Genomic DNA, 14,247 nt, shown 5'->3' on the forward strand with positions numbered 1-14,247 from the left:
CCCCGGCGCCGCCCGGGCACGCAACGACGCAAGGAAAAACCATGGACATCAACGCGATCCGCAACGATACCCCTCTGACCCAATCGACGATCTACCTTGATACGGCAGCCGCCTCTTTGCCCCCGGATCCCGTACTCGACGAGGTGCGCAGCTACCTGCTGGACACCGGTCATGTCGGCATCTATCTGCCGGCGTTCCGCAAGACCACCTACGCGCGTGTCGAAGCCGTGCGTGAGCAGCTTGCCACCTTTCTGAATGCAAACCGGGACGAAGTCGCGTTCACCAAGAACGCGACCGAGGCGATCTCGATGGTGGCCAGCGGCTTCGCCTGGCAGCCTGGCGACGAGGTGCTGGTGGCCGATACGGAGATGCTGAGTAACCTGTTGCCATGGAAGCGGCTGGAGCAAACGCGCGGCGTGGTCGTGAAGATGGTCGCCGCCAACCCGGAAGGCCTGCTGGCACCCGAGGCATTCGCTGCGGCGATCACGCCACGGACCCGGCTTTTGACTTTCTCGCACCTGCCCAACTCCACGGGCGCCCTGCAGAACGCCCAGGCGATTTGCGCTGTGGCGCGCCAGCACAATGTGCTGGCGCTGGTGAACGCCTCGCAAAGCGTCGGCATGGTGGCCACCGATGTCGCGGCGCTCGACTGCGATTTTCTCGCCGGCTGCGGCCGCAAGGCGCTGAGGGCGACCGAAGGCTCGGGCTTCCTGTATATCCGCCGGGCCTTGATCGAACAGGTCGAACCGGTTCTCTCGGGCTGGTGGAACGGTGCCTATGACCGTGCCACCGGCACGCTGTCGTTCGTCGACGGCGCCCGCCGCTTCGAGGCGGGTTGTCCCATCGTGCCCGCGATTCTTGGCCTGGGCGCGGCATTGACCTACGCGCAAAAGATCGGCATCGATGCCATCGAGCAGCGCGTGCGCGACCTGACCGCTCATGCCGTGACACGCCTTGCCGCTTTACCCGGTTTCGAGCTGTATGGCCCGAGCGATACCGCGCAGCGCATCGGCATCGTGCCGTTCAACGTGCGCGGCGTCGATCCGGCGCGCATCGTGGCCGCGCTGGAAGCCCGCCATTGCATCATCGAGGCCGGCAACTTCATGGCCGATGCGATCCTCGCCCGTTTTGGCGTGGCGACCATGGCGCGCATCTCGCTGCATTACTTCAATACCCATGACGAAATTGACCAGGTCGCCGAGCTCATCCGCGAAGCCACCTCCCATTGACCCCCGAATTCCACCTCCACCGCACAGGAGAATGTCATGACGCAACGCGTCCTGTTGATGAGCAGTTCCCGCAAGGACAACCTTGGCTACCTCGAACACGCCGAGGCGCAGATCCACGCCGTGCTTAAGCACGAGAAACGCAAGATTGTTTTTGTCCCCTACGCTGCCGTGACCTTCAGCTTCGATGCCTACGAAGGAATCGTCAAACCCGTATTCGACAAGCTCGGCTATGCGCTCGAAGCCCTGCACCATAGCGCCGACCCGCGCCAGGCCATCGAGCAGGCCGAGGCGATCGCCGTGGGTGGCGGCAATACTTTCGCGTTGCTCAAGCGCATGTACGACGCGGACATCGTCGACGCGATCCGCGCGAAGGTGCGCGCGGGCACGCCTTACATCGGCTGGAGCGCGGGCAGCAATGTGGCCTGTCCGACCATCCGCACGACCAACGACATGCCCATCGTGCAGCCCCCACGTTGCGCGCACTGCAACTGGTGCCGTTCCAGATCAACCCGCACTTCATCAGCGGCAAGCCTGCCGGACACAACGGAGAAAGCCGTGAGGAGCGTCTGGCGGAATTTCTCGACATCAATGCGCCAGAGCAGGTTTTTGCGCTGCCCGAAGGCTCGGCGCTGCTCTCCGACGGCACCCACGGAACGGTGCTGGGCGAACGCGGCGCGCTGCACTTCCACGACAAGACCCATGTCGAGACGCTGGCACAAAACCAGACCTTCCCGCTCACGCGGATCAACGGTTTAGCCGACGCGCAGCGCTGGCCTGACTTTCAGCAGTAAGTTTCAGCGGTAAGCGCATGAATAAGCGCGTGAATAAGCGCATGGAGCCTGAGGGCTCGATCAAGCAATTTTTCCTGGAGATACGTCGTGAAAAAGCATGTCGGCCGGCTGGTGTTATTGATCGGTGTGGCGGCAGTGGCCGAGACAGCCGCTGCACAATCGAGCGTGACGTTGTTCGGCGCGCTCGATATCGCCCTGAGCTACCAGACCCACGTCAACCCCAGTGGCAAATCGCAAATGGGGCTGCAACAGGGCAATGAAGGCTTTCTCACCGGCAGCCGTTTCGGCTTGAAGGGCAACGAAAACTTGGGGGGCGGCTGGAAGGCGGGGTTCATGCTGGAGAACGGCTTTCTCGCCAACAATGGCAAGCTCGACCAGCAGGGACAACTCTTCGGGCGCCAGGCGTTCGTGAAACTCGGCCACGAACGCTACGGCGAAATTGCCCTGGGCCGGCAGTACACCACCGGTAACACCATGCTCTACTACGTGGATCCGCTCGGTGTTGGCGCCGCGCCGACGAACTCGTGGCAGGTCTACCTGGTGGGCCAGCGCTACGACAATGCGTTCAGTTACACCGGCGTGCTGGGGCCCTGGCAACTGATCGCCGAGTATGCCGCGGGCGGTATCGCAGGCGATCACAGCGCGCGTTCCTCAGCTTCGTTCGGCCTGCGCTACAAGAGCGACAAACTGACAGCGGTCGGCAGCATGCAGCAGACGCACGATTCCCAGAGCCGCCGGGCGCGCATCGTCCTCGGGGGGTGGCGATCCCCATCGAGCGCGCTACCTTATTTGCCAACTACCTCCATAGCAATCGTGATGCCGGGTTCGACTCTTCCGCCGGTGGCACCGACTTCGCTTCGATCACCAGCATGGCATCGGGCTCGCCCAGCGCGGCGGTCGGCATCAACTCGGTATTCAACCAGCGCCGCCGCGACGAATTTTTCACCTTGGGCGCTAACTACCGCATGACACCCGTCTGGCTGTTTACGCTGAGTATGATGATGAACCGCACACACGCCGATGGCTTTTCCGGCACTCGCAAGACCTGGTATGGCGTGGCGGACTACAGCCTGAGCAAACGCACGGATGTTTACGTGGCAACTGCCTACGAGCAAGTCAATGGCGGATGGTCTGGACTGTTCGGCAACAGTACGAGCAATGCCGCCGCAGCCTCGGGCCAGGCGCTGAATGGCCGCAATAACCAGTTATCAGCGCTGGTTGGCCTGAGACACTTTTTCTAATGCCCCGAGCGGGCTCAAAGCGCTCGCCTGACGTTTCATCGAGCACTTTTTTCAAGGAACCATCATGGCACTACAACAAACACTCATTGTCTACGAAGCGCTCGATAGCGCTACCGTCAACGGCCAAACCATCAAGACCATGTTCGAGCCGTATATCGATTACGGTGTAGCGGTCGAGGTGACCACCATCCACGACGAACCGCCAGAAAATCCAAACCATACGACCGATTTCGTCACCATCCGCGTCTCTGGCACCCGGGGCAAGCACTCGGGGACGTCCGACCCGGCTCCCACCCTGGGCGTGATCGGACGCAACGGCGCCATTGGCGCACGCCCCTATCGGATCGGCATGGTTTCGGACGCCGATGGTCCGATTGCCTCTATCGCCGTGGCGCTCAAGCTCGCCCAGATGAAGAAGAACGGTGATCACCTGCCCGGCGATGTGGTGGTGACCACCCATATTTCGACTGATGTGTCGATCACCGATCACGGGGGCATTCCGTTCATGGGTATGCCGGTGTCATCGGCCACCATGAACAAGTACGAGGTAACGGCGGATATGGATGCCATCCTGTCGATCGATGCCTCAAAGGGCAACCGCATCGTCAAGCATCGCGGCTTTGCTCTGTCACCCACGGCGATGCAAGGCTACATCTTGCGGATGGCCCCTGATCTGGTGGCCATTATGGAGTCGACCACGGGCATGCCGGCGGTGACCTTCCCGATCTCCCAGCAAGACATCACGCCCTACGACAACGGCCTGTACCACTTCAACAGCATCATGCAGCCCCATACCGCGACTGACAAACCCGTGGTGGGCGTCGCCATCACGGCCGGATCGGTGGTGGGTGGCAGCGACTCCAGCGCTAACCACGAGATAGACCTGGCCGAAGCCGTGCGCTTTTCCACGGAAGTCGCCAAACGCTTCACCACTGATACCTGCAATTTCTATGATGAGGCGGAGTGGCAGAAGATCCGTGGCATGTATCCGGATCTCACCGCCTTCCAGGGCTACTAAAGCAAGGGCGCGATTGAGCGCTGAAGCGTCGGAGCAAACGCATTCCTGACGACGACAGGGGCCGGCCTGGATTGTTTGAGTTTTGTGCCCCTGTCAGCGGAAAAATGCGCGCATAAAAAAAGCCCGTTGAAAAATCAACGGGCTTTTTAATCTGGCGGAGTGGACGGGACTCGAACCCGCGACCCCCGGCGTGACAGGCCGGTATTCTAACCGACTGAACTACCACTCCTAATACGTGCTTGATGCGTATATCACATGTAATGCATGTATTGCATGGGGCATGTGATATGACATGCGAATCTGGAACTGGTGGGTGCTGAGAGGCTCGAACTCCCGACCTACGCCTTGTAAGGGCGCCGCTCTACCAACTGAGCTAAGCACCCGCTCCTAAACTCGACTTTTTACTGACTTTTACTACTTGATCCTGCCAGTACTGCGCTGCTGCTGGCTTCCACAACCAGCAAGTCCGCTAGTTTAGCGCATCTTTTAGTGCTTTGCCAGGCCTAAATTTAGGCACTGCCGCTGCACGGATTTTGATTTCTGCTCCGGTGCGTGGATTACGTCCTGTTCGGGCCACTCGCGTGCTAACAGCGAATGTGCCAAAGCCGACCAGCGTCACCGAGCCGCCTTTTTTCAACGTGGTTTTTACACCGCCAATTATCGCCTCAAGCGCACGCCCTGCTGCAGCTTTTGAAATTTCAGCGCGCTGTGCGATGTGATCAATCATTTCTGTTTTATTCATTCGAGCCCCCAAGAATGTCGATGAACGGAACAACAATGAACTGGTCTGCGCATTTTAAAAATCGTCGATAGCGGTGCGTTGGACCAGCAAGGCAAAGCGGGTAAATTAGACGTGGCCGGAATCTGGCTGTCAACCGGAGATGACCTAATTCGGCGAAACGATCAGAACTAAAAAAACCCGCAGTTCATTTGAACCGCGGGTTTAGTCAGGCATACAACCCCAATCAATACTTCAAAGCCTGTATGCCTGTGGATGCCTAAAGCATTAATGCTTGACGACCTCGGTGGCCGCTGCGTCTTTGACCGGCTCGACCACCGCCGCCTCTACGGCCTTAGGTTCTTCATCGGGTAACGGCTCAGGCATGCGTTCGAGCGCGAGTTCCAGTACCTTGTCGATCCAGCGGACCGGAACGATTTCGATCGAGTTCTTCACGTTATCCGGAATTTCGGTCAAATCCTTGACGTTCTCTTCCGGAATCAGCACGAGCTTGATGCCGCCACGATGTGCCGCCAGCAGTTTTTCCTTCAGGCCGCCGATGGGCAACACTTCGCCGCGCAACGTGATTTCACCCGTCATCGCCACGTTGGCGCGCACGGGAATACCCGTCAGAACCGAAACCAGCGCTGTCGTCATCGCAATCCCGGCAGAAGGACCGTCTTTTGGCGTTGCCCCTTCTGGCACGTGAATGTGAATGTCCTTCTTCTCAAACGCTTCGTCCTTGACACCGACCCGGCGCGAACGTGAACGCACGACCGAGCGAGCGGCTTCAACCGATTCTTTCATCACGTCGCCCAGCGAACCGGTACGAATCACATTACCCTTGCCCGGCATCACGGCGGCTTCGATGGTCAGCAAATCGCCACCCACTTCTGTCCACGCCAGGCCCGTTACCTGCCCCACCTGGTTTTCTTTTGCGGCAAGACCAAAGTCGTACTTACGTACGCCGAGGAAGGTATCCAGACTGCTGCCATCGACCTTGACCGCACCTTCCGCCTTCTTCAGCAACAGCATCTTCACGACCTTGCGGCAGATTTTCGACATTTCACGCTCAAGCGAACGAACACCGGCTTCGCGCGTGTAGTACCGAATAATGTCGCGGATCGCTTCTTCCGTCACTTCGATCTCACCCGCCTTGAGACCGTTGTTCTTTTTTTGCTTGGGCAGCAGGTAGCGTTGCGCGATGCTGACTTTTTCATCTTCGGTATAGCCCGACAGACGAATGACTTCCATCCGGTCAAGCAACGGCGGCGGAATGTTCAGCGAATTCGACGTAGCCACGAACATCACATCCGACAAATCAAAATCGACTTCGACGTAGTGATCGGCAAACGTATGGTTTTGCTCGGGATCAAGCACTTCGAGCAGGGCCGACGAAGGATCACCACGGAAATCCATGCCCATTTTGTCGACTTCATCGAGCAGGAACAGCGGATTGCGCACACCGACTTTTGTCAGGCTTTGCAAAATCTTGCCCGGCATGGAACCGATATACGTGCGCCGATGGCCACGAATTTCAGCTTCGTCACGCACGCCGCCCAACGCCATCCGCACGAACTTGCGATTGGTGGCACGGGCGATCGACTGCCCCAGCGACGTCTTGCCCACGCCAGGAGGCCCAACGAGACAGAGAATAGGCGCTTTTACCTTGTCGACCCGCTGCTGAACCGCGAGGTATTCAAGAATGCGCTCTTTCACTTTTTCGAGGCCAAAGTGATCTTCGTCCAGCACACGCTCGGCATTGGGCAAGTCATTGTTGACCTTGCTCTTCTTGCGCCACGGCAAGCCAATCAGCGTGTCGATATAGTTGCGTACCACGGTCGCTTCGGCCGACATCGGTGACATCAGCTTGAGCTTTTTCAGCTCGGAATCGGCCTTTTTCTTCGCATCCTTAGGCATGCGGGCCGCGGTGATGCGTTTTTCGAGCTCCTCGAGATCCGCCCCTTCCTCGCCTTCGCCCAGCTCTTTTTGAATGGCCTTGACTTGTTCGTTCAGGTAGTACTCACGCTGACTCTTTTCCATCTGGCGTTTGACACGCCCACGGATGCGTTTTTCGACCTGGAGAATATCAATCTCGGCTTCGAGGCGGGCGAGCAGATGCTCCAGCCGTTCGACAACGGGAAGCATCTCGAGGATGTGCTGTTTCTGGTCAATCTTGAGTGGCAGATGCGCGGCGATCGTATCGGCAAGACGCCCTGCTTCGTCGATACCGGAGAGCGAAGTCAGAATTTCTGGTGGGATTTTCTTGTTCAGCTTCACGTATTGATCGAACTGCGACACGATTGCGCGACGCAGCGCTTCGGTTTCAGCGCTGTCTGCGTGATCGGGTTCGAGCGGCATCACATCGCAGGAAAACTGCGTTTCCTGTTCTTCGATGGACAGCGTTCTGGCGCGCTGAAGACCTTCAACGAGCACCTTCACGGTGCCATCGGGGAGCTTCAGCATTTGCAGGATGTTGGCGATACATCCTACTTCATACATGTCCTTTTCAGTCGGCTCATCTTTCGCCGCGGTTTTTTGTGCGACAAGCATGATGTGCTTGCCGCCTTCCATGGCCGCTTCGAGTGCCTTGATCGACTTCGGTCGCCCAACAAACAGCGGAATCACCATATGCGGGAACACCACGACATCCCGCAACGGGAGCAGCGGAAGCGTGATTTGTTCCGGAGGAAGGAGTTGGGTTCCTGACATTTCATTTCCCCGTGAGTGGAATCAGTTCGTTCATAAATGAGGCCAGCGGGACAAATTGCAAGCCTGTGCGTGTGGGAAAAGTGCAGTGACCCCGAAAAGAATCCGCCCTGATTAACAAGATAAACGAAAAAGCCGTTCACGTCGCCATGAACGGCTTTTTGTGAAGCTGGAAAGCCGGCTAATTTGACCCTGCCACCTTCGGTGCATCTTCGTAAATCAGAAGTGGCTTGCCATCGTTATCAATGACATTGTCATCGATGATGATCTTACTAACACCTTTCATTGCGGGTAACTCGTACATCACATCCAGCAGCGCCTGCTCAAGAATGGAGCGCAATCCACGCGCGCCGGTCTTGCGCCGGATCGCCTTGCGGGCGACAGCCTGAAGCGCAGCCGGACGGATCTCCAGCTCAACGTGCTCCATGGCGAAGAGTTTGTGATATTGCTTGACCAGCGCATTCTTGGGTTCGACCAGAATGGTCATCAGCGCAGCTTCATCCAGCTTGCCCAACGTGGCGACAACAGGCAAACGCCCAATCAGTTCCGGAATCAGGCCAAACTTGATCAAATCTTCGGGCTCTACTTCACGCAACACTTCGCCCGCGTCCCGATCCTGCTTGCTTTTTACGCTGGCCCCAAAACCGATACCGGTTTTTTCCGTACGGTCGACAATCACTTTTTCCAGACCATCGAAGGCGCCACCACAAATGAACAGAATATTGGTGGTATCAACCTGGATGAAATCCTGATTGGGATGCTTGCGCCCCCCTTGTGGCGGCACGGACGCCATCGTACCTTCAACCAGTTTCAGGAGAGCCTGCTGAACGCCTTCACCCGACACGTCACGGGTGATCGACGGGTTGTCCGATTTGCGGCTGATCTTGTCGATTTCATCGATGTAAACAATGCCGCGCTGAGCCTTGTCAACTTCGTAATTACAGTTTTGCAGCAATTTCTGAATGATGTTTTCGACGTCTTCGCCCACGTAACCCGCTTCAGTCAGCGTCGTGGCATCCGCGATCACGAACGGCACGTTCAACAAACGCGCCAGTGTCTGGGCGAGCAATGTTTTGCCTGAGCCAGTTGGGCCAATGAGCAGGATATTGCTCTTGGAGAGCTCAATTTCGTCTTTTTTGTCGAGATGTTTGAGGCGCTTGTAGTGGTTGTATACAGCAACGGCAAGAATTTTTTTCGCCCGTTCCTGGCCAATCACATACTGGTCGAGTATCTCGCGGATTTCTTGTGGGCTTGGCAGATCCGACTTTGACAAGCCTAATTCGATACCGGCCCCTGCCACTTCATCACGAATAATTTCATTGCATAAATCAATGCATTCATCGCAGATGAATACCGATGGACCTGCAATAAGCTTTTTGACTTCGTGCTGGCTCTTGCCGCAAAACGAGCAGTAGAGCAGCTTTTCGCTGTTGGAACCTTTTTTGTCCGCCATGGATGTAGAGCCTCTGGACACAGGGATGACATGATACGCCGTTTGCACGGCCCTGTTTCACGATGGAGTCAGGAATGCAAAGCTGGAACGGCGTTTGCCGCAGGCGCTCAGGACGGGAGTGGTTGCTTCATTTTCACTGCGTTGCCCCGGCCCCAGACACTCCGCCAAGGCCGGCCGGCAAGCAGTTACGGGCGCTTGTGCAACACTTGATCAACAAGTCCGTATGTCTGGGCATCTTCCCCAGACATGAAATTGTCACGATCCGTATCGCGCGCAATACGCTCAACAGGTTGCCCCGTATGGTGGGACAGCATCTGGTTCAACCGCTCTTTCAAATACAGGATTTCACGCGCCTGGATTTCAATATCAGAGGCCTGGCCACGTGCGCCACCGAGCGGCTGATGGATCATGATGCGCGCGTTGGGTAGCGTAAACCGCTTGCCCTTCGCACCGGCGGCCAGAAGAAACGCGCCCATGCTTGCCGCAAGGCCCATGCAAAGCGTGGAGACGTCCGGCTTGATGAATTGCATCGTATCGTAAATGGCCATGCCAGCCGACACCGAACCACCCGGGCTGTTGATGTAAAGGCTAATGTCCTTGTCAGGATTTTCGCTTTCAAGAAACAGCAATTGCGCAACAACAAGATTGGCCGTCTGGTCATTGACTTCGCCGACCAGAAACACGAGCCGTTCCTTGAGCAGACGTGAGTAAATGTCGTATGAACGCTCACCGCGACCGCTCGTTTCCACCACGATCGGCACCAGTCCGAGCGCCTGTGCTTCGAGATCCCGCGAGGCATGGGATGTCAAAGTATCCAGTGTTTGAGCGCGAAAGGTCATGCAATGAATCCTTGTCAGGAAATAACCGGAACAGAAAAACCACGCCCGGGCTGCCATTGAACGGCTAACCCGGACGTTATTTTGCTGGCTTATGCCTGCTGTTGCTGCGCCGTTGCGCTTGCAAGTTCTTCGAAGGTAACTTCCTTGTCCGTCACGCGAGCTTTGCTGAGCACGAAATCGACAACGTTAGCCTCAACGACGTAGGCTTCCATTTCAGCCAGGCGCTGCTGGTCGGAATAATACCAGCGGACCACTTCTTTCGGATCTTCGTAGCTTTTGGCAAATTCATCTACTTCAGCACGAATCTGCTCTGGCCTCGCCTGCAGATTATTGGCCTTGACCAGCTCTGCCAGCACAAGACCCAGCTTCACGCGGCGCTCGGCTTGTTCCTTGAACATCTCGGCGGGGATCGGCGCATCGGCTGCATTAGGTACGCCGCGCTGCGTCAAATCCTGACGCGTCATCTCGACCAGGCGCTGCTGGTCCTGCTCCACCAGAGACTTCGGCACGTCAAGTTCGGCGATCTTCAACAGGGCATCCATCACCTGATTCTTGGCCAGAACCTGCGTCCGGCGGCGCGCTTCGCGTTCAAGATTATCCTTGATTTCAGCGCGCATTTTGCTCAGGTCACCATCCGCCACGCCGAGCGATTTGGCGAAATCAGCGTCGATTTCAGGCAAATGCGGCCATTCGATTTTTTTCATCGTGACGGTAAACTGGGCCGTTTTACCAGCCACGTCTTTACCGTGATAATCGTCAGGGAACTTCAGGTCAAATTCCCGAACCTCGCCAACCTTCAAACCGTTCGCGGCAGTTTCGAACTCGGGAAGCATCCGGCCTTCACCCAGCACGAAAGCGAAGTCTTCAGCGGTACCGCCCTGGAAAACTTCGCCGTCGATCTTGCCGACGAAATCGAGTGTGACGCGGTCACCTTCTTTTGCTGCGGTATCAGCACCGCCATCGCCATGTTGGCCCGCTTCGCCGCGCGTATGAAAATGAACACGCTGCTTGCGCAGGATCTCCAGTGTGCGGTCGATTTCAGCTTCACTAATGGTTGTCTGGGTGCGCTCGATTTCAGCGGTGGCGATATCGCCCAGCTTGACTTCGGGGTAAACCTCAAAAGTGGCATCGAAAGCGTAATCGCTTCCGGCGGCGTCTTCTTTTGGGCTAAAGCTTGGCTGACCCGCGACGCGCAGGCTTTCCGCGCGGCTGATATCAAAAAACTGCTTGCCGACCTTGTCGCTTAGCACTTCCGCCTCAACCTGCCCCGAATACTGCTGGGTCACCATCTTGAGTGGAACCTTACCCGGACGAAAGCCGGGCATGCGCACATTTTTCGCCAGTTGACGAATGCGTGAATCGATTTCCTTTTGCACAACATCCTTGGGCAAGGAAATCGTTACGCGGCGCTCCAGCTTGCCAAGATTTTCAACAACGTTAGACATGGCTTCAATCGTCCTAAAATTATTCGAGCGAATCAGTTATTTTTCCCCGTGCATCGATGCCGCTTCACATTTGCTGCGCGCCTCTCGCCACATCTCGCCACAAGTTTTCTGGGCCTGCAAGCAACACGGTTGGGGCATAAAGAGCCCAATATATTAGCAAATTATTTGCAGCCTCAGCCCTGATTCGGTTTTTTTATCTTTCTTGTCCAGCACAGCCTCGCTGTATGGAACGGGCACTGACGCACCGTGCCGGGGCCGCCAGGCGCTCGCCCAGGCAATTCTAGCGGCTAATTCTGGCTATGCGGTGTGACATATTTCACCCCCTGATCAGACTGCTAAGCTGGGCGCTCTCTCAGCAGGCTCACATCATCATCACCATTCTCCTCATTCTCCTATTACGCCCTCCCGTTCCCAGTTTCCCGGAAATCTTATGCCGAACACGTCGCACGTCCCCATCATCGTTATTGCCCCCGATTCATTCAAAGGATCACTGAGTGCAGAACAGGCAGCCAATGCCATCGCCACGGGCATTCGACGGGCGCGTGCCGATGCTGTGATCCGCATCTGCCCCATGGCAGATGGGGGAGAAGGCACACTGGACGCCCTGCTCGCCCAAGGAGGCGAGCGTCAGAACCTGAGCGTCCGGGGCGCAGCCGGTTCGACGCGTGACGCCGCAGCTGGCCTGCTTGCAAGCGGCCATGGCGTCATCGAAACCGCGGAAATCGTCGGCATAACGGATCCCATTGGCATGAGCGTGCCTGTCGAGGTTCGCAGTACAACAGGAATGGGCGACGCCATCCGGACGATGCTTGATGCGGGCGTGAGGCAATTTTTTATCGCGCTCGGCGGCAGTAGCACCAATGACGGTGGAGCGGGTCTGCTAGCCGGTCTCGGCGTGCGCTTCCTTGATGAAAATGGCAAAGCGCTTGAGCCCACGCCACAACAATTGGCGCAACTGGCACGCGTCGATATCTCGCAGTTGGACCCTCGGCTGGCTGAGGCTTCCTTTGTCGCCATGTCGGATGTTGATAATCCGCTGACCGGCGAACATGGCGCCACACTTGTGTTTGGAGCGCAAAAAGGTGTGCGTCCAGAGCAGGCAAGCGCGCTGGATACCACGCTTGCCCGCTATGCCGGCTTGCTCGAAACCGCGCTCAACCGTAGCGCTCGCAACTTGCCAGGCGCGGGTGCCGCAGGCGGGCTAGGGTTTGCGCTACATCTGCTGGGCGCGCAGTTTGAATCCGGCGCTGAAGTCGTCGCCCGGCAAACCGGGCTGGACGCAGCACTTGACGGCGCCAGTTGGCTCATCACGGGCGAAGGCCGTTCAGACCGGCAAACCTTGCATGGCAAAGCGCCGTTCGTCGCCAGCCAGCATGCGCGGGCGGCGGGCGTGCCCACCACCCTGCTCTCTGGTGCCGTTGATGCTGCTGCGCTCCCATACCTGGCCCCGTACTTTATGGGGTGCTTTTCCCCCGCACCTGGGCCTCTGTCGCTCGACACCGCACTCCGTGAAGCGGGCGCCCTGCTAGCCAATGAAGCCGAACAGCTCACTCGCCTGAAATATGGTGACAAGCCCGTCTGAACTTCGCGTGCAGCAATAAGCCGGTCCGGCTCGAACCGTCTCGGCCTCAACGCTCAACGCCAAAAAGAGGACGAGGAACGCCATGTAATCCACAGCTTGCGAATGGGTGTCAGCGCCACACGCTGATGCAGGACGCGATAGCCGTCACGCTCGATTTCATCAAGCAATGCCAGCGCCAAAGCAATCTGTGCGCGCAAAACGCCTTGGCGTTTTTGCTCTTCGGCCGGAAACGCATCACGTGCGGCAAACAAGGCATCTCGAGCCCGGGTGGCCTGAAACTGCATAAGCGCGTTAAACGCATCACTGTAGCGCCGGTTGATCAGATCGGCCGCGGTCACATTGAAGCGCTGCATTTCGTCGATGGGCAGATAAATACGTCCGCGGCGGGCATCGCTTCCCAGTTCCTCAACAAACTGCGCCAGCATCAATGCCTCGCCTGATGCGGCAGCCCAGTTGCCGGCCAAATCCGGCTCATGGGCTGTCACGCGTGCAACCAGAGTGGCGAACGTCCCGCCAACCTGGCGGAGATAGCGCTGCAAATGAGCGTAGTCGGGATACCGTGCCTGCTCGAAATCCATTGCGTATCCGGCCAGCCATGTCTGCAAAGCGGGATAGATCGTCTGACTCCCGTCAGAGTGGGCGGCAAGCGCCAGTGATACCGGATGTGTCGGAGAGCCCTCTGCCAATGCAGCCATTTCTTTTTGCCACCATGCCAGTTTGGTGCGGCCGATAGCCGGATCACTGACCTCCTTGACGCTCTCCTCGAACTCCTGCCGCAAGGCAAACAGCGCGCTCAGCAGCGGTTGATGGGCGATGGGCGCGCGCTTTAACACGTAGTAAGTGCCAGACCCTGGAGAGCCTGACTTTTGCTGGCAATATTCGTCGAAATTCACTGAAATGGACGCGCGAAGGGCAGAGAAGCAGCCATGAAGCTAACGCCTCACGTCTGAAGAGGAAGAAAATTGTAGCATCGTCTTATGCCCGACAAATGCACACAAGTGCGAATCATTCGGTTAGAATTGCGCCGATGCGTTTCTGGGTGATACTTTTATGCGCAATTTTTCAGCATAAAACGTCATTTGGAAACAAGCCGGATATCGGGCGTGGCAGCACTGCTTCGTCCGGCTGCGAGGATGGCGAAATTGGTAGACGCACCAGGTTTAGGTCCTGACGCCAGCAATGGTGTGGGGGTTCGAGTCCCCCTCCTCGCACCACTATCGCC

Annotated in this window: 11 protein-coding genes, 3 tRNA genes and 1 pseudogene; 7 read left to right on the plus strand and 8 right to left on the minus strand. The window is 57.3% G+C overall.

The window, feature by feature from the left end; genetic code table 11:
* Positions 1–41: 41 nt before the first annotated feature.
* The 5 genes and pseudogenes from GH657_RS08840 to GH657_RS08855 all read left to right on the plus strand — a co-directional run bounded on the left by GH657_RS08840 (position 42) and on the right by GH657_RS08855 (position 4,279).
* Positions 42–1,229: an aminotransferase class V-fold PLP-dependent enzyme gene (locus GH657_RS08840; protein ID WP_153100348.1), complete on the plus strand. Its 1,188-nt coding sequence runs from the start codon at positions 42–44 to the stop codon at positions 1,227–1,229.
* A 36-nt stretch (positions 1,230–1,265) separates the two neighbouring features.
* Positions 1,266–2,020: pseudogene (gene pepE, locus GH657_RS08845) on the plus strand (dipeptidase PepE).
* An 87-nt stretch (positions 2,021–2,107) separates the two neighbouring features.
* Positions 2,108–2,989 carry a porin gene (locus GH657_RS08850; RefSeq protein WP_281349367.1) on the plus strand — a complete coding sequence of 294 codons (882 nt, stop codon included), beginning with the start codon at positions 2,108–2,110 and terminating at the stop codon, positions 2,987–2,989.
* On the plus strand, positions 2,890–3,261 hold the full coding sequence (locus tag GH657_RS18400; RefSeq protein ID WP_281349368.1) for a porin: 372 nt from the start codon (positions 2,890–2,892) through the stop codon (positions 3,259–3,261). The genes GH657_RS08850 and GH657_RS18400 overlap by 100 nt, the downstream gene beginning before the upstream one ends.
* Before the next feature lie 64 nt (positions 3,262–3,325).
* Positions 3,326–4,279 (plus strand): DUF1177 domain-containing protein, encoded by a 954-nt coding sequence (locus GH657_RS08855; protein ID WP_153100349.1) that lies wholly within the window; start codon positions 3,326–3,328, stop codon positions 4,277–4,279.
* Positions 4,280–4,431: 152 nt separating this feature from the next.
* Here GH657_RS08855 and GH657_RS08860 read toward each other — a convergent pair.
* The 7 genes from GH657_RS08860 to tig all read right to left on the minus strand — a co-directional run bounded on the left by GH657_RS08860 (position 4,432) and on the right by tig (position 11,443).
* Positions 4,432–4,508, minus strand: a tRNA-Asp gene (locus GH657_RS08860).
* Positions 4,509–4,586: 78 nt separating this feature from the next.
* Positions 4,587–4,662 (minus strand) — tRNA-Val (locus GH657_RS08865).
* A gap of 86 nt (positions 4,663–4,748) precedes the next feature.
* The gene (locus tag GH657_RS08870; RefSeq protein WP_153100350.1) at positions 4,749–5,021 is read right to left on the minus strand and encodes an HU family DNA-binding protein; all 273 of its coding nucleotides are present in this window, start codon (positions 5,019–5,021) and stop codon (positions 4,749–4,751) included.
* Between the two features lie 264 nt (positions 5,022–5,285).
* On the minus strand, positions 5,286–7,709 hold the full coding sequence (gene lon / locus GH657_RS08875; RefSeq protein WP_153100351.1) for an endopeptidase La: 2,424 nt from the start codon (positions 7,707–7,709) through the stop codon (positions 5,286–5,288).
* Between the two features lie 178 nt (positions 7,710–7,887).
* On the minus strand, positions 7,888–9,159 hold the full coding sequence (gene clpX / locus GH657_RS08880) for an ATP-dependent Clp protease ATP-binding subunit ClpX (RefSeq protein ID WP_153100352.1): 1,272 nt from the start codon (positions 9,157–9,159) through the stop codon (positions 7,888–7,890).
* A gap of 185 nt (positions 9,160–9,344) precedes the next feature.
* The gene (gene clpP, locus GH657_RS08885) at positions 9,345–9,998 is read right to left on the minus strand and encodes an ATP-dependent Clp endopeptidase proteolytic subunit ClpP (protein WP_153100353.1); all 654 of its coding nucleotides are present in this window, start codon (positions 9,996–9,998) and stop codon (positions 9,345–9,347) included.
* 89 nt (positions 9,999–10,087) lie between these two features.
* Positions 10,088–11,443 (minus strand): trigger factor, encoded by a 1,356-nt coding sequence (tig, locus tag GH657_RS08890; RefSeq protein WP_153100354.1) that lies wholly within the window; start codon positions 11,441–11,443, stop codon positions 10,088–10,090.
* A gap of 430 nt (positions 11,444–11,873) precedes the next feature.
* Here tig and GH657_RS08895 point away from each other — a divergent pair, with 430 nt between their 5' ends.
* Positions 11,874–13,025, plus strand: coding sequence for a glycerate kinase (locus GH657_RS08895; RefSeq protein WP_153100355.1), 1,152 nt, complete (start codon positions 11,874–11,876; stop codon positions 13,023–13,025).
* A gap of 53 nt (positions 13,026–13,078) precedes the next feature.
* Here GH657_RS08895 and GH657_RS08900 read toward each other — a convergent pair whose 3' ends face one another.
* Positions 13,079–13,918 (minus strand): squalene/phytoene synthase family protein, encoded by an 840-nt coding sequence (locus GH657_RS08900; RefSeq protein WP_153100356.1) that lies wholly within the window; start codon positions 13,916–13,918, stop codon positions 13,079–13,081.
* Positions 13,919–14,152: 234 nt separating this feature from the next.
* On the opposite strand from GH657_RS08900, the gene GH657_RS08905 reads away from it, so the two are divergent.
* Positions 14,153–14,239: transfer RNA gene (locus tag GH657_RS08905), tRNA-Leu, on the plus strand.
* Positions 14,240–14,247 lie beyond the last annotated feature (8 nt).

The sequence above is a fragment of the Paraburkholderia hayleyella genome, from assembly GCF_009455685.1.
GTDB classification, from domain to species: domain Bacteria; phylum Pseudomonadota; class Gammaproteobacteria; order Burkholderiales; family Burkholderiaceae; genus Paraburkholderia; species Paraburkholderia hayleyella.

Coding starts and splice junctions, on each gene's coding strand:
- tig (WP_153100354.1), bottom strand. CDS start 11,443: ATGTCTAACGTTGTTGAAAATCTTGGCAAGCTGGAGCGCCGCGTAACG.
- clpP (WP_153100353.1), bottom strand. CDS start 9,998: ATGACCTTTCGCGCTCAAACACTGGATACTTTGACATCCCATGCCTCG.
- GH657_RS08895 (WP_153100355.1), top strand. CDS start 11,874: ATGCCGAACACGTCGCACGTCCCCATCATCGTTATTGCCCCCGATTCA.
- GH657_RS08855 (WP_153100349.1), top strand. CDS start 3,326: ATGGCACTACAACAAACACTCATTGTCTACGAAGCGCTCGATAGCGCT.
- GH657_RS08840 (WP_153100348.1), top strand. CDS start 42: ATGGACATCAACGCGATCCGCAACGATACCCCTCTGACCCAATCGACG.
- lon (WP_153100351.1), bottom strand. CDS start 7,709: ATGTCAGGAACCCAACTCCTTCCTCCGGAACAAATCACGCTTCCGCTG.
- clpX (WP_153100352.1), bottom strand. CDS start 9,159: ATGGCGGACAAAAAAGGTTCCAACAGCGAAAAGCTGCTCTACTGCTCG.
- GH657_RS18400 (WP_281349368.1), top strand. CDS start 2,890: ATGGCATCGGGCTCGCCCAGCGCGGCGGTCGGCATCAACTCGGTATTC.
- GH657_RS08870 (WP_153100350.1), bottom strand. CDS start 5,021: ATGAATAAAACAGAAATGATTGATCACATCGCACAGCGCGCTGAAATT.